Source organism: Paenibacillus sp. TCA20 (genome assembly GCF_000732325.1).
Classification (GTDB): domain Bacteria; phylum Bacillota; class Bacilli; order Paenibacillales; family Paenibacillaceae; genus Paenibacillus; species Paenibacillus urinalis.
The window spans coordinates 177,688-196,804 of record NZ_BBIW01000002.1 but is presented as its reverse complement, the minus strand read 5'-3'; the positions used below and the strand labels follow the sequence as shown (position 1 = coordinate 196,804).

The following is a 19,117-nucleotide window of genomic DNA, read 5'->3' as shown; positions in this document are numbered from 1 at the left end:
TATGTATGTTCATCGAAGTCTGGAAGAACAGGATCTTGAGATCATTAGTTCATTTCCGCAAACTGAAAAAGAATTAAAATATGTAAGTCCCAAATTCACGTATCCACTAACACCCTCGCAAATACTTCAAATATCTGAAGGTCGGTTAGAGCTAACGGTAGTACTGGATCAAAAAACTAGCGAAGTGGTTGGCTATGCCAATATTTATAGGGATATTTCGGACGAAAGTATTTGCTGGCTGGGTAACGTTATTGTTTCGCCTATTTATAGAGGTCAAGGAGCAGCTCCGTATTTAATTGAAGTCATGCTGAGCAAGGCTAAATACAACTTGGGGTATCATACGGTACGATTAGCATGTCACAGCACCAACTCGAGAGGTTTAGCTTTTTACACCAAGCAAGGCTTCAAACCGTTCGATATTAAATTAATGAACTTTGGAAATGAGAGATTGATAACGATACATATGCACAAAGAGCTTATTTGAAATTTTATAAAACGGAGAAAGAAAGGATAAACATGAAAATTAAAAACATTGTTATCATCATTTCTATTTTATTAAATCTAGGCTTGATTGCTTACATTTATTCAAGGTCGGATCATATGGAAGATGTCTACTCGGGCATGTCCTTCAACCTTCAGCATGAATTGATTCAGTTAGAGGGCTCAATTGGTTACCAAATAGAGAAGGATTGGTCAGAAGCGGACACCGTAATTGAAAAAATAGAGGATATCAATGAGGATATTGATACGTTAATGGATACCGGTAAAGCATTGGCCTTGATCTCAGAAGAGCAGGAAGAAGATTTGTGGAATCTTTCCCGTTATTTTTCACAGTTTCCGACGTATTCCGGATATCCTAATACAGATTTAACTGCTAGTGATATGAATGAACTTGTAGAACTCAGAAATAATCTTAGGTCAGTCGGATGGGGTATGCACGTAGGGTACTCTGGAGATTGGGACAGCTTCTCAGCAAAAATATATGAATTGATCCGGCTATAATGAAAGGGATATGATCATATGCCATACGATGCCGTAATAACGAGTAAAGAAATAAATATATTGGTAGAGTATCTTCCTTATTTTGAAGACCCCGACTCTATTTTTTTCACTGAGAAAAATGGGTATCTGCTTGAAAGCGAAGAAGTGTTAAGGTTCCGCAAAGAATTGGATCGTACCGGATTTCTCATGGTCTTTGATTGGACAGCGTGGATCAGTGAACATGAGATTTATAGAAATGTGGAACACGATGTTCAAGACCACATTATGAAGTTAGATATGGAAGCCCTTAGAAAATTAATGACCAGCTACATCCGTGGTGATCGATTCAATGAAGGGTTGTTTATACAAGCCATAATTAAAGGACATATCACGCATATACTGTGTAGAACCAAAGAACTTTACAAAATATTGTAGCTCTAGTTAAAACCACGAAGGAAATCGTACCGCTATAACGTCTTCATTTCGAAAGTTGGAAAGAATTCCTTTTTTGAGATATGATGAAACTGCCATATGGATACGAAAAAGGAGCACGATCGCATCCAGATTATACATAGGATGAAGTCCGGAGACAGCAGAGCATATCCAAGCCGCAATAGATGAAGGTCTGTCCCATACATGTACCATTGATCGCGGCGGGGCAGACGAGAACAGGCAAGAATCATTAAGAGGGATCCCGACGAAGCGTGGTTATGAGCGTGATGAGTGGCCCATGGCCATGTGTGCGGAAGGCGGAGAAGGAGCCAGCATTGAATACATAGATCCGTCAGATAATCGGGGAGCGGGCAGAACAAGAGTTGAATTCATTTTTAATTGAACATTTAAAGGAGGGATAGAATCTATCTCTCCTTTTGTTTTTTACTCGACTTGAATCCATTTCAAAAAATTGATTTCAGCAGCTAGATTCAATTTATAAAGAATTTATTAACTTTTCAAAATCTGCAGTTAGACAACGTAGAATGAAGGTCAAGGGGAGGATACAGCATGGAGAAGACAAACGGCAATGCATATCTCGAAACCAGAGGCAATCTGCTGATCGTTGAGGATGATCCTGGAATAGGAAGGATTGTGAGGGATCATTTGCGGCGGGACAACTACTCGGTAACCTGGGCGACAACAGGTCTGGAATGCTGGGAGGACTTCTGCAGCGGGGAATATGACTTGGTCTTGGTAGATTTAATGCTGCCTGAAATGGACGGATTTACACTGTGCAAAAATATTCGGCTCAAGAGCGAGGTTCCCTTGCTGATTACGAGCGCGAGGAGTGAGGATGAGAGCAAGGTCCGAGCTTTTGGACTTGGTGCAGACGATTATATTACGAAGCCCTTCAGCTTGACCGAGCTCTCTTTGCGAGTGGAGGTTCACCTGAGAAAGTATCGTAAATATCAGAAGGACGCCGAGGAAAAATCTCCTATTTTAACCTATTACGGCGGTCTCACTATTGATCTCGTGCTGAAACAGGCTATGGTTGAAAATGAACCTATTGCGCTTACGAGTAAGGAATGGCTGCTGCTCATGCTGCTTGCTTCGCATCCTGGACGACAATTTAGCAAAAGCGAGCTGTATGAACATGTATGGCAGCAGGAGGCGATAGACGGTGGAAATACGGTAACCGTGCATATTAAGAGTCTGAGAATGAAGCTGAAGGATAATATCCGAGATCCCAAGTATATTCAGACCGTATGGGGCAGTGGATATCGCTTTATCGGTGAGCCCGAATGAAGCTGAGAACATGGCTGTTGATTGCCTTTGTAATTCTAATGCTGCTTCCCCTTGCGGCTGGAATCGTCCTGTATCAGCTGATTGGTAAACTGGATGAACAGCGTTCTTTTACAGATTATATGGCTGCTTCATCGGAAATATCTGCAGCGGAATCCCATTTGCAGAACCCGGAGCTGTATCGCTTCAGAACGGTATGGGATGTACAAGAGCTTGATCTGCTCACGAATGACGCGTTAAAGGTTGAACTGTTTAATCCCTATGGTGTGTTGATCTATTCCTCAATGGAAGATAGTGAATATACAGGGTTCGTGCAAACCAGCGAAAGATTGTACAGCAACTTGTACGAAATGCAGATCAATCCCCGCAGTTATATGTTAAAAAAACCAGTGTTTGAGAATGGCAGCCTGGCTGGGATCTACCAGATCACACTAGCTCGCCAGGAATGGAGAGCGGATATTAGAAGCCGGACGGTATGGGTAGCTGGAATTCTTGGCGTATTTATAGCTGTTCTGTTTGTTATTGTTCTGCTCCTCACCCGTCGCAAGCTGATTTTTCCCATGCGTATACTTATCAAGCAAATGAGCTCCTTTGCTGCAAATGAGCCGGTTCCTCCATCTGAGTACCGAGGGGGCGGGGAGATGCGTGAACTGATGGCTCACTTTGAGGATATGAGACAAACCATAGAATCCTCACGGAAGAAGCTTTTACAGCAGCAAGAAGAGAAGGCATTCATGACGGCCGCTCTTTCCCATGATTTGAAGACACCACTCACCTCCATTCGGGCTTATGCTGAGGAGCTCGATACGAATAAGCTTACAAGTGAAGAGCGTCAGGAGTATCTTGGCTTCATGATGGGGCAGGTGGATCGGATGAGACACATGCTGGATGATTTGAACCTCTATGCAACGCTGGAATCCAAAATAACGAATAAAGAGCGTGCACTTGTCGATAGTGAGGAGTTCATGGAAATGCTGCTGGCGGGTTATGAGTCACTGGCGTGGACCAATAACATTCATCTGGAAACGTCCATTTCAGTGAGTGGGAATATTGAACTGGATCCTCAGCTGATCCTGCGGATGATGGATAATCTGATCGCGAATGCCATCAAATATTCACCGCGGGGAAGCGTGCTTTATCTTGCAGCGTTATCCCCTGGGTGCAGCGTCCCGGAATGGATTTGTCCTCCGTATAGATCCAGAGTAGAACAGCAATTAAAGGATCCGGTTAAGAACATACTGCTGCTCATTCAGAATGAAGGAGAGTCCATACCATTCGAAATTCAGGACAGGCTGTTTGAGCCGTTTTATCAGAGAGAAGCGTCGAGGAATCAAGCCAGTTCAGGCAGCTTTGGACTAGGTTTGACGATTGCTAAGAGAGTCATTGAACAGCACGAAGGAATGATAGAGCTGATGTCAGAGGAGCCGTATGGGACACTGGTTGTATGCGGATTGCCTCTTCACAATAAGGAGATGAGAATGAATGAGACAAATCAAGTATGCAACGATGAGCACACGAAAAGGTAATCAGGTGATGGGAATCCTCGGAAGTGTATTGCTTACAGGGATGCTGTTAACCGGCTGTCAGTCTGGAGAAGCATTAGCCTATACAGGTGAAGAGATGGTGGAGAAAGCGATCCAAGAAAGTAATAAGCCCGTCTCTTATTATGCCGAAGGAGAGATGACCCTTTTTGAAGGAGAAAAGAAAACAGAAAGCATGACGATCAAAGAGTGGTATAACGCTGATAATGGCAACAACCGCAATGAAATTGTTACACCGGATACGGGGAAGAGCATCTCAGTAAACGATGGACAGCAAGTTACTGTGTATGAGGAAGGCGGAAATACTGCCTACACAATGGAGTCTCTTGAAAACGAAGCGATGCAAAGCTCGCCAAAGGATAAAGTGTTAAGCCAGCTTGAACGTATGCGGAGTACACATACCATTGAAACCGTAGGCAAAGAGAAGTGGCTCGATCAAGATGTATATCATATTAAGGCCACTCCATCAGATAAGGATGCGAATAGCCTGATCGGTTCACAGGAATACTGGGTGAATGCTAAAGATTGGATGGTTGTGAAATCAAAGGTCACCTCAGGAGATATTACGACGGAATTTGCTTATACTTTGCTGGATAAGTCCCCGGAATTTACACCTGATACATTTAAACTGAATATTCCTGAGGACGCAGAAATTATCGCCTTGGACAATATGGGGCCTCAAACGATAACGATCGAAGAAGCCAGGGAGGCCTTAGGTCAATCTTACTTGCAAATGCCTGCTGAAGGATTTGATCAAGTATCCGTAGAAATGTACGAAGCAAGCGGAGAGCTGGATCGAAATGAAGTTTCAATCAACTATTTGGTAGACGGTAAGACACCGCTAAGTCTGTCTATTTTCAAATCTCCCGGGGATGATGTTCAGGATGGTGAATTTGGAGAGAAGGTCACAGTAAGAGGTCAAAAAGGGGACTATATGAAAGAAATCAATATCATCAGCTGGGATGAGGAAGGTCTCAGGTACAGTCTAATGGCCGATCAGCAGGGAGCTCAAACCGAGATCGATCAGTTACTAGAATGGGCGGAATTACTGACAGAGGAACGGGAATGAATACAAGTTACCATACTCCATAGCGGTTACAGAGAACGATTTAGCGTATGCTGGGTCGTTCTTTTCATGACTGCACGTAATTTATACTTCAGGCTTGGATGATAGAAGTATAGGCTTGATCAGACTAGAGATTCTTGCTTTAAAAGCAAGCCTCACTTGTAATAAAATGGATATAAGTTAAGGAAGGAGGAGGTATATCAGTGAGCAGGTTAGTCATCATCACCGTGGGTAAGACACATAGTGGAAAAACGACGTTTGCCCGAGCTTTGGAGCAAGAGCTTCATCGTTCCCTCGTCATTGACCAAGATAATCATGCAGCATTTATCAATACATATTATAGAAGCTTACTGCCTACACATGGGCCTAACCATATCAAATTCGCTGTCACTCAAACCATTGTCGACTACGCGGTAGAGCAGACAGACTATCATCTCATTCTATGCAATTCGAATCGGAGCTACAGAAGTCGTTTAGATTTGTTAACCAGGTTTCATAAAAATGGATTTATCAGTGTCATTGTTCATCTAGATCCTCCGGATCATGTCCTTCAGGAGCGAGTTGCTCGTAGTCAGCGGGATACAGCGATATTTAGAAGTGCGTCATCTTTTAAAGAGGTGCTTCACCGACAGCAAGCTGAGACAAGGAATGCCGATGTGGTATTACCATCCGAAGGAGAAGCAAATTATTTGTTTCATGTAACTCATCCTGATGGAATCCGTGAAGCCATTCATTGCATTATTGATCTGGCTAATCTACATGTGCCGCCTTCTGATAAAGCAGCCAGGAAAATGCAAGAACAGGACGGAGAATTGTGAATACAGTTGTTTATTCAGAATTACTTTTAAATTGGAACTACTGTCGTTTTATTATTTTTCCTCTAATAGTATAATAAATGTATCTATTAATAGAATGAACAAAAACTAGAACGCTTCTTTGGTAAATCTGTAAGATAATTAAAGGGGAATGGTTATGATTAAAACGCAGCCAGTTGATCGGAGAGTGACTAAGACCAAACAGGCATTAAAAGAGGCTCTGCTGAAGTGGATGTTATTCAAATCATTCAATGAAATTACAATAACGGACATTGTAATTTCAGCAGAATTAAATAGAGGTACTTTTTACAAGCATTACTCCTGTAAAGAGGAGCTGTTGGAGGAAGTTTTTGAGGATGTTCTATCTGATCTGATCTACGCGTATCGGAGCCCTTATATGAATTATCAGAACTTTAATATACAAAGCCTAGATCCGTCAGCCATTAAAATTTTCGACCATGTACAGCAATTTCGTTCCTTCTATACTTTATTAGTAAAATCAAGTATATTGCCGGAGTATTATACTCGCATATACGAAGCGCTAAAAAGTTTATATATGGAGGATGTAACGATAATTTCTCCTAACCCGGCGATTGATAAAGAACTCATGGCATGCTATCAGGCCAATGCTGTCCTGGGAATGATTACAGAATGGGTGCAAAGTAATTATAAATATAATCCTACGTATATGGCTGAGCAGCTGCTGGAATTGACAAGGCTTAATCGTTCGAATGAAACATATCATACAAATTTTAGTGAGGCTTAAAGTAAGAGCTTCGGTTGTTCATCACCGAAGCTCTTACATAGCTTTATTTATCAGTTGCTTGTCCAGCCGCCATCGACAGGTAGTTCAACCCCAGTGATGAATTTGGCTTCATCGGAAGCAAGGAACAAGTAAGCATGAGCAATATCCATAGCTTCCCCTGCATGAGGAGGGAGGGGCGCCAAATTCTTGTAGTTCTCACCCATCTCTACTTGTGATTTAATGCCGGCCTTCTCAACCATTCCAGTGAATATAGCTCCCGGGTGAACAGAGTTAACACGGATGTTATCTTTTCCGAACCATTGAGCTGCATGCTTCGTCAATGAACGGACTGCGCCTTTAGAAGCACTATATGCAGCACCTTGTGCGTCAGCGATACCGCCAATAATTCCTGCAATCGAAGAGGTATTTACAATAGAACCCTTCCCGTTCTTTTGCATGTGTGGAATGACAGCTTTCATACCGAGCCATACACCAGAAGTGTTAATGTCCATAACCTTATTCCAATCGGTTACTTCAGCATCGAGTATGCCTTTAGCAATATGAATACCGGCATTGTTCACTAGAATATCGATCTTTCCATATTTAGCGATCGTTTCTTCTACAACGACATTCCATGATTCAGGATTTGATACATCAAGCTTAAGTGCGACGGCATCTCCTCCTGAAGCGATAATTTCGTTTACTTTTTCTTGCAGGACGTCTTGGACGACGTCAGTAGCTACCACCTTTGCTCCTTCTCTTGCAAAGAGTTGGGCTCCAGCAAGACCCATGCCGCTAGCTGCTCCTGTAATGATTGCTACTTTACCTGTTAATCTTCCCATGTTCAAACATCCTTTCTATTAATACATCATTAAGGTATAAGAGTGGTGTATTCCATACGTGTAGAACGTCGAATTTCCTAACCCTACGTGTTACGGTATTAGTATAATTTGAATGCTACTGAAGCTCAATCAGCAAATGAAAGCGCTTTTGTTGCTTAAGCAATACATAAAACAGTTGTGATGATTATGTTAGGTAATATGTAAGAAAACGAACAGATGCATAGTAAAGTGTTTATTTTTGTGTTGTTCTTATTATCAGAATACAGGGGGCCGATATGGAGAATTTATGCGATCAAGTGATATTAAATGCGTTGAAGATGAACATCTTTGCAGATTAGAGAGGTGGAGGAAACGGAACATGAACATCGATAAGCTATTCGAAACTGAACCGGAGTTTGAAACGAGTAAGCTGTTATTAAGAAAAATAACGCTGGATGATATAGATGCGTACTATGAGCTAGCTTCTGACCCCGCTGTTGCCAAGTATACATTGTGGGACACGCATCAATCTATTACAGATTCCAGAGCATTTTTAGGACAATTAATTCAGAAGTATAACGAGAAGGAAGCATATCACTGGGGCATTATTGATAAAGCCAAAAATAAGCTGATCGGCAGAACAGGATTTATTCTGTGGGATTTGGCTCACGAGAGGACTGAGATTGGATTTGCCCTTTCGCGTCTGTATTGGAATCAAGGTATAATTACGGGAGTCACCCGCCTGATTATCGAGTATGGTTTTATGCAGTTGGGCTTTAATCGCATTGAAGGGAGATGCAGTTATAATAATGCTGGCTCGGCACGGGCAATGGAGAAGCTGGGAATGAGATGGGAAGGGATATTAAGAGGTCAGCTGAAAATGAAGGGAGAGTTCGTGGATCAAAGAATGTATGCCATTTTAAGGGATGATTTTGATAGGGTTAACATTAGTTCTACATTATAAGTTCTCAAAGCTCTCAAATTTTGAAATCAACAACAGGAGGTAAAAGCAATGATCGTTATGATCAATGGGGCATTCGGGGCAGGAAAGACAACGCAAGCAGAAAATTTAGCAAAGCTTATTCCTAACAGCATGATAGTAGATCTAGAGTTGTCTGGTTATTTGCTAAGAGAGTTAATACCTGAATCGATGAGACAGGAGCATGAGCGAAGCGGAGATTTTCAAGATTTGGACTTGTGGAGAGTGCTTGTGGTAGAAGTTGCGAAGCTGGTCAAGCTCAAGTACGACAGAACCCTTATTGTGCCAATGACGCTGTATAAATCACAAAATTATAGCTACATTAGAGAATCGTTTGAGAAGCTGGATACAGTATACCATTTCACCTTGATGGCTTCTAAGGCATCGATCCATGAGAGGTTAACCATTCGAGGAGATACTGTAGGCGGATGGCAGTTTCAACAGACAGAAAAATGCTTGAGTGCTCTTCAAGCTAGTGCCTTCGCAGAACATATTGATTCCGAAAAACTCTGTGCAGATGAAATCACGCAGTACATATTGAAGAAAATTGGATTACAATGAATGTTTGGGAGGGGCTAGATTGAAAACATTCACTGTCATTTCCCGATTAGGCGAGTTTCAAGGATATGGTACAAGCGAGGTTGTATTTTTTGATCGCTATGACGAGCTATCCCAAAAAGTCATTCGCCACTATATTCTCATGCATGAAGGCGTCAAAATAATGCACGAACCTTTTGGATGGACAAACGAATGGTATGTTGATTTAGTAGATATTAAAATGAATAATGACGGTGAGATCAAGTTAACTGATTTGTACATAGATATAGTTGTAGAAGGCAAAGGACCGACTTACAGATTGATTGACTTAGAAGAATATGCAGATGCGGTAAGCCAAGGTTTAATCGACATAAAGGACATGAACAAGCACTTGGCTCAGGTTCAAATGTTTCTTGAAAATTATCTTCATAGAGGAAAAGTGTTCCCTCCTAAACAGATTGAAGAGCTTTGCAAAGTAAATATTGGTGGAGAGGACAACTGCCGATGATTGATGCAAAGGATTTTGCACAAATTCAGGAATTATGCACCAGATTAAAGCTGGGCATAGTTGCACGAACACCAGAGCAGGTTACTGGTGGATTGCTGCACAAGATGTATTCCATTGTTACTGACCGCGGAACCTATGCAATAAAGATGTTAAATCCTGAAATAATGCAGAGGCCCACAGCACTTCGGAATTACAAAGATGCCGAACGTATTGCCAAAATGGCTGCAATGAATCAAATATCTGCATTGCCGGCGATCTCAGTCGATGACGAGTCTATTCATCTGGTTGGATCTAACTTTTATCTCTTATTTGACTGGATTGAAGGTGGAAGCTTGAGTCTGGACCAAATACGGCCGACTCATTGTGAGATCGTTGGGGATTTGCTGGCAAGGATTCATGCTGTTGATTTTGCGGTTATAGGTGTTGCTGATCATAATTCACAAGATGTTTCCATTATCAATTGGAACTATTATTTAGAAAATGGAAAGGCCGCTAGTGCGGTTTGGGCTAAGCTGTTAGAAGAAAATCTGGATCTAATGTATGAGTGGAATGCTCGAGCAGTGGCTGCCGTTAAGGTATTAAGTGCAATGGATCGGGTTATAAGCCATCGAGATTTGGATCCCAAGAATATAATGTGGCATGATGATGTGCCTATAATTATTGACTGGGAAGCAGCGGGTTACATAAATCAATGGCAGGATATGACGGAGACGTTACTCTATTGGTCTGTTGATGCAAATGGACGAATAATTCCTGAGAAATTCACAGCTTTCATGAGAGGATACAAAAAGCAACCAGCTTCGATGGAGATAGACTGGCGACCTGTGCTGTATAATGGAATGGTAGGGAAGCTGGATTGGCTGGAATATAATTTAAAACGATCTTTGTGTATGGGGTGCAGGGATGCACAGGAACAACATCTAGGAGAAAAACAGGTTATATTAACGCTAGCAGAAATCCGACATTATATCGAATTAATCCCTACCGTAGAGAAATGGTTGCAATACGATTTCAATACATGAGTGTAAAAAGGAGAATTGAGATGCCATACACTAACCTATTGTTTGACCTGGACGGCACATTAACTGATCCGAAGCTGGGTATTACAAAGTCGGTTCAATATGCGCTGGATAAAATGAATATTGCTGTTGCTAGTCTGGAGGAGCTGAACAAATTCATCGGACCACCGCTGCGTGTTTCCTTCAAAGATTTTTATCAATTGGATGAGGCACAGATTGAAGCTGCAGTTGATTATTATCGAGAATATTTTAGTGTTACCGGACTGTTCGAGAACGCTGTATTTCCTGGAGTTAGAGAGATGCTCGATCGTTTAAGCAGCGACCCACAGATGCGGTTGTTTATTGCGACTTCCAAGCCGGAAGTATATGCGAAGCAAATATTGGAGCACTACGAGCTCAGCTCCTATTTTGAATACATATGTGGTAGCGAGCTGGATGGTGCACGATCTGCCAAAGCTGAAATTATCGGGTATCTCATGGATAATTACAATTTGGATCCAGTCCAAACGGTAATGATTGGCGACCGTAAACATGACATTATCGGTGCTCATCATCAACATATCGCCTCCATTGCGGTGGGATTTGGGTACGGTTGCGAGGAAGAGCTGACCGCAGAGCAGCCAACACACTATGTAAAAAGTGTGGAAGAATTGAGCGACTTCTTATCTTTGAATCACCAACAACTCAATCCGTTTATACAATCGCAGTTATAGCTTGCTATAACTAATTAGAGAATTGGAGGTTGACCATGATAACTTATCGAGAGCTCACCCCTGCAGATGTACATCAATTAAAGGAGATTGATCGCTCTGAGCATATTGAGCTCATATACGAAATGGACAATGATCAGCTAGTTGAGATCAAGACGGATCACGAGTGTCCAAACTGGGACGACGTGTTGCTGTGTGAAATGGAGGAAAGGTTCATCTACGAGCTTGAAAAAGGCGGAATGGCCGTTGGTGCATTTGCAGGCGATATCTTGGTCGGATTCGGAGTGCTTGCCCACAAGCCTAGAGGTGTTCGACAGGATCAACTACAAGTGGATCTTATGTATGTGTCGAGACAATATAGGAGACAAGGCATTGGTACTCAACTGTTGGATAGGCTTTCAGAAGAGGCCAGGTCAAGGGGAGCTGCCGCTTTATACATCTCGTCAACAGAGACAAGCTCAGCGGTTTCTTTTTACCAGAGTAATGGAAGTCATTTAACTAAAGAAATCGATGAAGAGCTGTTTAACAAGGAACCAAAAGATATTCATATGAGGATTAAGCTTTAGGAACGGCTTCATGCTATGGTAGTTAATATCGATGTTAATTAATTAATTTTTTTAGAGATATTACTTCGAAAACGTTTCATATATATTCCATAATTGTTTAATTGTATGTTATATTGATAATGTTTCAATTATCCAAAGAAAGGAGATTGCAGGCGTTCGATTTATTTATTCGAAAATAATAGGAGGTGTCTCGATGATTAGAAAAAAACTCTTCTCAGTTCTGGCATCCGTAACGCTTATTGCAACTTCTCTGTTTATTCCACATCAGCCGGCTGAGGCGGCAAGCATCACAAACAATGCAACTTATCAGTTGATTAACCGCAACAGTGGCAAGGCGCTTGAAATCTTCGAGTATTCACATGACAACGGCGGAAATGCGGTGCAGTGGGCTGATCTAAATGGGGACAATCAGTATTGGCGCTTTGTTAGTGTTGGAAGCGGTTACTATTCTTTGGTTAATGCGAATAGTGGCCGTGCTCTTGAAGTATTAGGCTGGTCTACAGCAGACGGTGGAAATGTAGTACAATGGCAGAATTTTAGACAGAATTATAATCAGCACTGGAGATTGGTCGATATTGACGGACACGTTCAGTTGATCAACCGCCATTCAGGCAAAGCTCTTGAGGTATATAATCATTCGACTGCCGATGGAGCAAATGTCGTACAGTGGACAAGTACAGGGAATCCTAACCAGCAATGGCAGCTGGTCAAAGTATCACCGAATGGAACAACGACCGTAAATTCGACGATTGTCGTTGAAGCAGGACAAGTATTTGATGGGCTCGGACGGCGCTATGTCGCTGGATCGGCACTAGGTGATGGCAGTCAGGATGAGGGACAAGATCCAGTGTTCCGTCTGGAGAATGGAGCAACATTGAAAAATGTTGTGATTGGTGCTCCAGCAGCGGATGGTGTTCACGTATATGGTAACGCTTACTTAGCCAATATTGTCTGGGAGGACATTGGGGAAGATGCACTCACTCTGAAGAGCTCTGGAACGGTTACTCTGAACGGTGGAGCAGCTTACAACGGAGCAGACAAGGTCATCATGTTAAATGCTCCTGGTCGGTTGAATGTATACAACTTTGTCTCAAGCAATGCAGGAAAGCTCATCCGTCAAGTTGGAGGATCTACTTTTAAAGTTGAAGTCTTTATTGATAGCTCTGACATCTCCAATATGGATGAATCGATATTCCGAACAGATAGCACAACCAGTACGGTATCTATGACGAATACAATCTATTCGAATGTCGGTCAGAAATGGTACAACGTGAAGAATGTATATGAGAATAATAACACGGAGTATTAAATAATAGGTGCAGTAATGCATTTTATAAAATGATATGATCGAATAAAGAATGGGACGTTTTCTAACACACAGAAGCGTTCCATTTTTTATGTTCAATAATGTATTAATTCATAAGTTTGGTTTACAATTAAAGTAAAAAGTGATATCATAAATATATCAAAACAATATTGTAGAGAGATGCGGTGATGTTTATTGTTCCAGGAGAAAAAAGTATTTCGTGTAAATGGATTTGTAGGTCTGCTTGTAGTTTTTGTGCTAATCGCTGCAGGAGTCTTTGCCTTTAGTACAGGTGAAACTGCAGGATATATTAATGGCTCCATTCTTGCTGTCGTTGCTGTCTTGCTGTCTACGGGAATGACAGTTGTCCAGCCGAATCAAGCGATGGTACTTACATTTTTCGGTAAGTATATGGGGGTTATTCGTGACAGTGGGTTTTATATGACCATTCCGCTCTCAGCACAGAAGAAGGTTTCGCTGCGTGTCCGTAACTTCAACAGCTCGATGCTCAAAGTAAATGATGTAGAAGGGAACCCTATTGAGATTGAAGCCGTAGTTGTTTTCTCTGTCGTGGATTCCGCAAAGGCACTGTTTGAGGTTGATGATTATGAATCCTTTGTAGAAATTCAGAGCGAGACTGCACTGCGCCATGTGGCAAGTAAATATGCTTACGATAATCTAGACGGAGCTGGATTCTCTCTGCGAAGCAATGCGGAAGAGATCGCCATGGAGCTCACCAATGAGCTGCAGGCTCGTCTGGAAATTGCAGGAGTTAACGTGCGTGAATCCCGCCTGACACATCTGGCATACTCTACTGAGATTGCAAGTGCAATGCTGCAAAGACAACAGGCATCTGCCATTATCTCCGCTCGGGAGAAAATAGTAGAAGGTGCGGTAACAATGGTACAGCTTGCGATTGAACGGCTTGAGAAAGAAGGAGCTGTTGAACTTGACGAGGAACGCAAAGCTGCGATGATTAATAATCTGCTTGTTGCTGTCGTTTCTGATCGTTCTGCCCAGCCGGTCATTAACACCAGCACCATTTATTAATGAGAGACATCCGTATTAATGGCAGGTAAGAAGAAGAGCTTCCCTCTCCGCCTCGACCAGGCTACGTATGAGGCTTTGGAGCGCTGGGCAGCTGATGAATTCCGAAGCGTAAATGGTCATATTGAGTTTCTGTTAAGAGAAGCTCTAAGAGATGCGGGGAGACTACCCGGCCCTAAGCGGATTACTGACAATAACGAAGAGTGACAAGAGTATAATGTAACAAGACTTTCGCATCAGTTAGGTTAAGCCTTAACAATTACGTATATAATAGGGAATAGGAAGAAGAGGAGCTGTCTTTTAGATGACGCTGCTCTTTTCCGCATTTCAAGGCTTCATTCACATAATGTTTATAATTTTGACAAAAGAATGTTAGGAAATAGCTACAAAGGGTCATTTAGTTCACTGACAATATGGTTTATCCTTAACATATAAAGCAAAGCAATACATTAGAAGTTTCTCGAGAGGACTTGTTTACGTATGAACAAAAAGCTAATGAAATCTTGGCCGTTCCTGGCAATTGGGCTTGCAGCCATTCTTGTTATAGGTGGTTTGATCATCTTCTTCCAAGGGAACAGCATGGTTCCATCTGCTCTGGATAGAGGACAGACCGTACAAGAAGAAGAGGATTTAAGTAATTATGAGATTGTAACTGTTGAAATTAATGATAAGGGGTTCTCTCCTAGTCATATCGAAGTGAAGCAAGGTGTACCAACGAAGATCAACTTTAAGAAGGTGACGAACCTTACTCATATTACCAGCCTTGTCTCAGAGGATTTTGATATGCTTCAATATTTGGAAAAAGGCGATAATTATTATACCGTGGATACAACACTTGAGCCGGGAACTTATAATTTCAATTGCGGTATGTATATGACCTTTGGAACACTAACCGTTAAATGACAATAGCAAGAAGCAGTGTCTTATCGTTATCGCTTAGGATAAGATCACTGCTTCTTTTTTTGTAGCTTGTTTAAAGTTTTGGTTGTCCACCTATTTATTCAATAATCTATGCGTTGACTTCCTATGCGTTGACTTCAGCAGCGATGGCAGCAGTCTTCTTGCCCTGCTTCTGCAGCCATGTTTTTCTCCATTGCAGACTCATGGTAACCACGAGAATACAAGCGGCAGCAGCGACGACGCTTAAAATTAAGAATCCAGGGGTGTAGCTTCCAACCGATTTGTATAGGTTTCCGAGAAGAAGCGGCAGCGCATATCCACCCAATCCTCCGGCCGCACCGACAATTCCTGTCATGAGACCAATCTCGGCGCCGAACCGCAGCGGAACGAGCTGAAACACGGAACCGTTACCCGCACCAAGGCACATCATGCCGATGAACAAGAGCACAACGACGACCGGGAGTGGAGGCAGGAATGAAACACCTACCAGCATGAGAGCAGCTCCTGCATAGAGGAATGTCAGAATACGTGTTCCGCCGAAGCGGTCAGAGAGCATGCCCCCGACGGGCCGGAAGAAGCTGCCTGCAATAATACAGAAAGTTGCGATATCGGCTGCCTGTACAGCAGATAGCCCATATTGAGTATTGAAGAAGATCGTTAGATAATTGGATAGACCGACAAAACCACCGAAGGTAACACAGTAAAATAAACAGAGAATCAGTGCGTCCTTTTGTTTTAAGACATGGGCATATTGAGCAAAGGTCTTTGGAGCAGGACGATTCGGGCTGTTCTTGGCAAAGATCGTAAAGAGGATAAAGACGATGATGATGGGAATCATGGCGAGTCCGAATACGACTTCCCAGCTTCCGAAATGTGTAGCAAGCCGGTTGGCAAATAGAGTAGCAAGTACGGTTCCACTGTTACCTGCTCCGGCAATTCCCATGGCCAGACCCTGATGCTCTTTGGGATACCACTGGCTCGCCAGCGGAAGTGCTGCGGCAAAGGAAGCGCCAGCTACACCAAGGAGCAGTGCAACAACATACAACTGATCAAGTGAGCTGACCCACTGCCAGCCGAGAACTAAAGGAATCAAGGTAACGATCATCCCGATCTGCGCGGTAAGCTTGGGACCAATGTGGTCGGTCAGATACCCGAAGAGCAGTCGAAGGATAGAGCCGCTCAATACCGGGAGTGCAACCAGATTTGCTTTTTGCGCCGCATCCATCGGATAATCTCCTGCAATAACAACACTAAGCGGACCAATCAGGCCCCAGATCATAAAGCTGATGTCGAAATAAAAAAATGCACCGAAGAGTGTGGGGTTATGCCCGCTTTTCCAGAAACTTTTTTTCTCCATCCTAATCTCTCCCTTTTTATCTTTAATAGATCAGACCCATCATGAAGAGGGATCTCCACTGCATCAAAAAAAGCCGCAATTCGCCCCTTAATTAAAAGGGTTCGAGCTGCGGCCTCATTGCCGTGACACATGATTCACTTCATTGTGAATCACTATGTATTCTGTTTGACTGACTGTACACTGAATTATAGAAATTGAAATTCGATATGTCAAGATACTTAACGCAAATTATTGAAAAAAATGAAAGTAATCGTTTGAAAGCATTTTGTGTTAAAAATATTGACATAGGATCAGGTATCCTATATTCTCTTATATATAAGTTCAGCACAACGGAGTGCTGTTTCGTGAGGCAGCGCAGCCCCTTTTTCTTATGATGAAAAAGGGGCTTTTTTGTTCTTTTTCACTTATATAAAAGATCGTGGTTTCTCTACAGAGATAGGCATGGGATGGAGGAATACTAGATGAAGAAGCAGTTGATTGTCGTTGGGAACGGTATGGCCGGCATGAAATGTATAGAAGAGATTATTCAATTAAACCATGAGCTTTATGAAATAACGGTGATTGGCGCAGAGCCTAGGCCGAACTATAATCGGATCGAATTGTCCAAAGTGCTTCAGGGCGGAACTTCATTTGAAGATATTATTATTCATGACTGGACCTGGTACGAACAGAACGGGATTAAACTTTACACGGGAGAGAAGGTCACACGAATTCATCGGAAGAAAAAAACGATAGAAACTTCCTCTGGAATGAAGCTGTCTTACGATGATCTTCTGATTGCGACAGGCTCATCAGCGTTTATCCCGCCGATCCCGGGAAGTGATCAGGAAGGTGTTATTGCTTTTCGAAGCATGGATGATTGTCTTCTTATGATGGAATACGCCAAGAAATTTAAGAAAGCCATTGTTATTGGCGGAGGACTGCTGGGGCTGGAAGCCGCAAGAGGTCTGCTGAACCTTGGGATGGAGACGGAAGTGATTCATAATGCAGCGTACTTGATGAATAGACAGCTGGATCCGATGTCCGCAGGACTGCTGCAGACGGAGCTGGAAGCGCAAGGAATGAAATTCCGGCTTGGACAGCAAACGGTGCAAATCATTGGAGATGGCCGGGCAAAGGGAATTCGGCTTGCCAGCGGAAGCAAGCTGATGGCGGATCTGGTTGTTTTTGCCGTAGGAATCAGTCCTAATGTGGACATCGGAAGAGACAGTGGTCTTGCCGTGAGTCGGGGGATTATTGTTGATGATTACATGCAGACGAGTGATAAATATATTTATGCAGTCGGAGAATGTGCCGAGCATCAGGGAATCTGTTATGGACTGGTTGCACCACTGTACGATCAGGCAAGAGTGCTGGCACGTAAGCTGTGTCATATGGAAACCGAAGCCTATCAAGGCTCAATTCCCTATTCCAAGCTGAAGGTGTCCGGTGTCGATCTATTCTCTGTTGGGGAGATTGGACCGGATATCAGCATAGCAGTTCAGGAGTATGACCGGCTGCAATTCAAATATAAAAAAGTGACGATACGTGACGGTAAGCTTGCTGGTGCTATTTTATATGGAGATACGACCGAATCTCAGACCATGCTCGGATACATTAAACGTCAAGCAGATGCTCATGAGCTCGCGGCAATAAAGCCCGCACCAGCTGGTGAGAACCGAATGGAAGCTCTTGTTGCCGCGATGCCGGGAGGCGAGACGGTATGTGCCTGCAATCAAGTGTCCAAATCTGCGATTGTGAAGGTCATGGAGAAGGATGGGCTTACGACTGCGGATGAAGTAAAGCAGAAGACGAAGGCATCCGGATCGTGTGGTGGCTGCAGGCCCATGCTGGAGGCACTTGTGAAGGTTACACTGTCCGGTGCTTCGGCGCCAACCAGCGGCATGGAGCTGGAATCCGCTACAGATCAGAGCATCTGCCCCTGCATGACAACCGGACACGAGGAGCTGATACAGCTCATTAGTACGACGGGCACTGAATCGTCAGCAGAAGTACGAGAGCTGATTGATTTAACTACAGACACAGATGGATGCCGGACCTGTGAAGAAACGATTGCATACTACATACAGCGAAACCGATCGCAAGGAACTGAGCATCCATCATTGCCGATCGATACATTTGATAAATTTATAAGCTGGTGCGCTGAGCAGCCGGTTCCTTCTTCCATCTATGCTGCCGCCTCAGAGGAAGCAGAGTCCGTGTTCGGGATCTTGCTGCATGATATAGCTGTTCAGGCGTGCCCCGCTGGATACGAAATCTACGTAGGTGGTCATGCAAGGCATCCTGTAACAGAGGGACAGCTCTTATGTATTACGGACACGAGAGAAGAGGCGATCCGTGCTGCTCAGTTTACGGTGGAGCTCTATAGTACCGAAGGCTGGTTCAACGAGAAAACGTGGGAATGGGTTGAGCGCGCAGGGATTGGAAGCATTCGAGAACGCGTTATGGAGTTGGAGCATAGGCTGCTGGAATTTGCATGAAC

The 19,117-nt window shown here is 43.1% G+C and carries 20 protein-coding genes and 3 pseudogenes; 21 read left to right on the top strand and 2 right to left on the bottom strand.

Annotated elements, in window-relative coordinates:
* Position 1 precedes the first annotated feature (1 nt).
* From TCA2_RS04690 to TCA2_RS04650, 9 genes and pseudogenes are all read left to right on the top strand, one after another.
* The gene (locus tag TCA2_RS04690; protein ID WP_047910414.1) at positions 2-484 is read left to right on the top strand and encodes an N-acetyltransferase; all 483 of its coding nucleotides are present in this window, start codon (positions 2-4) and stop codon (positions 482-484) included.
* A gap of 32 nt (positions 485-516) precedes the next feature.
* Positions 517-1,002: a hypothetical protein gene (locus TCA2_RS04685; protein WP_152557646.1), complete on the top strand. Its 486-nt coding sequence runs from the start codon at positions 517-519 to the stop codon at positions 1,000-1,002.
* 18 nt (positions 1,003-1,020) lie between these two features.
* The gene (locus tag TCA2_RS04680) at positions 1,021-1,416 is read left to right on the top strand and encodes a DUF6508 domain-containing protein (RefSeq protein WP_047910412.1); all 396 of its coding nucleotides are present in this window, start codon (positions 1,021-1,023) and stop codon (positions 1,414-1,416) included.
* 148 nt (positions 1,417-1,564) lie between these two features.
* Positions 1,565-1,816, top strand: a pseudogene (locus TCA2_RS04675) (NucA/NucB deoxyribonuclease domain-containing protein); the annotation flags it as partial.
* 167 nt (positions 1,817-1,983) lie between these two features.
* Positions 1,984-2,721, top strand: a complete 738-nt coding sequence (locus TCA2_RS04670) for a response regulator transcription factor (protein WP_047910411.1) — start codon at positions 1,984-1,986, stop codon at positions 2,719-2,721.
* Positions 2,718-4,244, top strand: coding sequence for a HAMP domain-containing sensor histidine kinase (locus TCA2_RS04665; protein WP_052511742.1), 1,527 nt, complete (start codon positions 2,718-2,720; stop codon positions 4,242-4,244). Before TCA2_RS04670 ends, TCA2_RS04665 begins: the two co-directional genes overlap by 4 nt.
* On the top strand, positions 4,201-5,328 hold the full coding sequence (locus TCA2_RS04660; protein WP_047910410.1) for a DUF2092 domain-containing protein: 1,128 nt from the start codon (positions 4,201-4,203) through the stop codon (positions 5,326-5,328). The genes TCA2_RS04665 and TCA2_RS04660 overlap by 44 nt, the downstream gene beginning before the upstream one ends.
* Positions 5,329-5,528: 200 nt before the next feature.
* Positions 5,529-6,143 (top strand): AAA family ATPase, encoded by a 615-nt coding sequence (locus tag TCA2_RS04655; protein WP_047910409.1) that lies wholly within the window; start codon positions 5,529-5,531, stop codon positions 6,141-6,143.
* 154 nt (positions 6,144-6,297) lie between these two features.
* On the top strand, positions 6,298-6,906 hold the full coding sequence (locus tag TCA2_RS04650; RefSeq protein ID WP_052511740.1) for a TetR/AcrR family transcriptional regulator: 609 nt from the start codon (positions 6,298-6,300) through the stop codon (positions 6,904-6,906).
* 50 nt (positions 6,907-6,956) lie between these two features.
* On the opposite strand, the gene TCA2_RS04645 is transcribed toward TCA2_RS04650, so the two are convergent.
* Complete coding sequence (locus TCA2_RS04645) at positions 6,957-7,727, bottom strand: SDR family NAD(P)-dependent oxidoreductase (RefSeq protein WP_047910407.1); 771 nt, start codon at positions 7,725-7,727, stop codon at positions 6,957-6,959.
* A gap of 358 nt (positions 7,728-8,085) precedes the next feature.
* Between TCA2_RS04645 and TCA2_RS04640 the strand changes: the two genes are divergently transcribed.
* From TCA2_RS04640 to TCA2_RS04595, 11 genes and pseudogenes are all read left to right on the top strand, one after another.
* The gene (locus TCA2_RS04640) at positions 8,086-8,670 is read left to right on the top strand and encodes a GNAT family N-acetyltransferase (protein ID WP_047910406.1); all 585 of its coding nucleotides are present in this window, start codon (positions 8,086-8,088) and stop codon (positions 8,668-8,670) included.
* Between the two features lie 48 nt (positions 8,671-8,718).
* Entirely contained in the window at positions 8,719-9,246 is a 528-nt protein-coding gene (locus TCA2_RS04635; RefSeq protein WP_047910405.1) for a hypothetical protein, read from the top strand.
* A 19-nt stretch (positions 9,247-9,265) separates the two neighbouring features.
* Complete coding sequence (locus tag TCA2_RS04630) at positions 9,266-9,730, top strand: DUF402 domain-containing protein (RefSeq protein WP_047910404.1); 465 nt, start codon at positions 9,266-9,268, stop codon at positions 9,728-9,730.
* Positions 9,727-10,752 (top strand): aminoglycoside phosphotransferase family protein, encoded by a 1,026-nt coding sequence (locus TCA2_RS04625; protein WP_047910403.1) that lies wholly within the window; start codon positions 9,727-9,729, stop codon positions 10,750-10,752. The genes TCA2_RS04630 and TCA2_RS04625 overlap by 4 nt, the downstream gene beginning before the upstream one ends.
* Positions 10,753-10,772: 20 nt before the next feature.
* Positions 10,773-11,462, top strand: coding sequence for an HAD family hydrolase (locus TCA2_RS04620; RefSeq protein ID WP_047910402.1), 690 nt, complete (start codon positions 10,773-10,775; stop codon positions 11,460-11,462).
* 35 nt (positions 11,463-11,497) lie between these two features.
* Complete coding sequence (locus TCA2_RS04615; RefSeq protein WP_047910401.1) at positions 11,498-12,025, top strand: GNAT family N-acetyltransferase; 528 nt, start codon at positions 11,498-11,500, stop codon at positions 12,023-12,025.
* Positions 12,026-12,218: 193 nt separating this feature from the next.
* A pseudogene (locus TCA2_RS27445) lies at positions 12,219-12,713 on the top strand (RICIN domain-containing protein); the annotation flags it as partial.
* 48 nt (positions 12,714-12,761) lie between these two features.
* Positions 12,762-13,334: pseudogene (locus TCA2_RS27440) on the top strand (pectate lyase); the annotation flags it as partial.
* Positions 13,335-13,526: 192 nt separating this feature from the next.
* A complete protein-coding gene (locus TCA2_RS04605) occupies positions 13,527-14,381 on the top strand; it encodes an SPFH domain-containing protein (RefSeq protein WP_047910400.1) in 855 nt (284 codons plus the stop codon).
* Between the two features lie 18 nt (positions 14,382-14,399).
* Entirely contained in the window at positions 14,400-14,585 is a 186-nt protein-coding gene (locus tag TCA2_RS04600; protein ID WP_047910399.1) for a hypothetical protein, read from the top strand.
* A gap of 273 nt (positions 14,586-14,858) precedes the next feature.
* Positions 14,859-15,281 carry a cupredoxin domain-containing protein gene (locus tag TCA2_RS04595; protein ID WP_047910398.1) on the top strand — a complete coding sequence of 141 codons (423 nt, stop codon included), beginning with the start codon at positions 14,859-14,861 and terminating at the stop codon, positions 15,279-15,281.
* Positions 15,282-15,402: 121 nt separating this feature from the next.
* On the opposite strand, the gene TCA2_RS04590 is transcribed toward TCA2_RS04595, so the two are convergent.
* On the bottom strand, positions 15,403-16,635 hold the full coding sequence (locus TCA2_RS04590) for a NarK/NasA family nitrate transporter (protein WP_047910397.1): 1,233 nt from the start codon (positions 16,633-16,635) through the stop codon (positions 15,403-15,405).
* 461 nt (positions 16,636-17,096) lie between these two features.
* Here TCA2_RS04590 and nirB point away from each other — a divergent pair, with 461 nt between their 5' ends.
* Positions 17,097-19,115: a nitrite reductase large subunit NirB gene (nirB, locus tag TCA2_RS04585; protein WP_047910396.1), complete on the top strand. Its 2,019-nt coding sequence runs from the start codon at positions 17,097-17,099 to the stop codon at positions 19,113-19,115.
* Positions 19,116-19,117 lie beyond the last annotated feature (2 nt).

What these genes read in the sequence shown, in the direction of transcription:
- TCA2_RS04595 (WP_047910398.1), top strand. Translation starts at nt 14,859, where the DNA reads ATGAACAAAAAGCTAATGAAATCTTGGCCGTTCCTGGCAATTGGGCTT.
- TCA2_RS04660 (WP_047910410.1), top strand. Translation starts at nt 4,201, where the DNA reads ATGAGACAAATCAAGTATGCAACGATGAGCACACGAAAAGGTAATCAG.
- TCA2_RS04615 (WP_047910401.1), top strand. Translation starts at nt 11,498, where the DNA reads ATGATAACTTATCGAGAGCTCACCCCTGCAGATGTACATCAATTAAAG.
- TCA2_RS04665 (WP_052511742.1), top strand. Translation starts at nt 2,718, where the DNA reads ATGAAGCTGAGAACATGGCTGTTGATTGCCTTTGTAATTCTAATGCTG.
- nirB (WP_047910396.1), top strand. Translation starts at nt 17,097, where the DNA reads ATGAAGAAGCAGTTGATTGTCGTTGGGAACGGTATGGCCGGCATGAAA.
- TCA2_RS04620 (WP_047910402.1), top strand. Translation starts at nt 10,773, where the DNA reads ATGCCATACACTAACCTATTGTTTGACCTGGACGGCACATTAACTGAT.
- TCA2_RS04590 (WP_047910397.1), bottom strand. Translation starts at nt 16,635, where the DNA reads ATGGAGAAAAAAAGTTTCTGGAAAAGCGGGCATAACCCCACACTCTTC.
- TCA2_RS04670 (WP_047910411.1), top strand. Translation starts at nt 1,984, where the DNA reads ATGGAGAAGACAAACGGCAATGCATATCTCGAAACCAGAGGCAATCTG.
- TCA2_RS04680 (WP_047910412.1), top strand. Translation starts at nt 1,021, where the DNA reads ATGCCATACGATGCCGTAATAACGAGTAAAGAAATAAATATATTGGTA.
- TCA2_RS04635 (WP_047910405.1), top strand. Translation starts at nt 8,719, where the DNA reads ATGATCGTTATGATCAATGGGGCATTCGGGGCAGGAAAGACAACGCAA.
- TCA2_RS04650 (WP_052511740.1), top strand. Translation starts at nt 6,298, where the DNA reads ATGATTAAAACGCAGCCAGTTGATCGGAGAGTGACTAAGACCAAACAG.
- TCA2_RS04600 (WP_047910399.1), top strand. Translation starts at nt 14,400, where the DNA reads ATGGCAGGTAAGAAGAAGAGCTTCCCTCTCCGCCTCGACCAGGCTACG.
- TCA2_RS04640 (WP_047910406.1), top strand. Translation starts at nt 8,086, where the DNA reads ATGAACATCGATAAGCTATTCGAAACTGAACCGGAGTTTGAAACGAGT.
- TCA2_RS04625 (WP_047910403.1), top strand. Translation starts at nt 9,727, where the DNA reads ATGATTGATGCAAAGGATTTTGCACAAATTCAGGAATTATGCACCAGA.
- TCA2_RS04685 (WP_152557646.1), top strand. Translation starts at nt 517, where the DNA reads ATGAAAATTAAAAACATTGTTATCATCATTTCTATTTTATTAAATCTA.
- TCA2_RS04645 (WP_047910407.1), bottom strand. Translation starts at nt 7,727, where the DNA reads ATGGGAAGATTAACAGGTAAAGTAGCAATCATTACAGGAGCAGCTAGC.
- TCA2_RS04690 (WP_047910414.1), top strand. Translation starts at nt 2, where the DNA reads ATGTATGTTCATCGAAGTCTGGAAGAACAGGATCTTGAGATCATTAGT.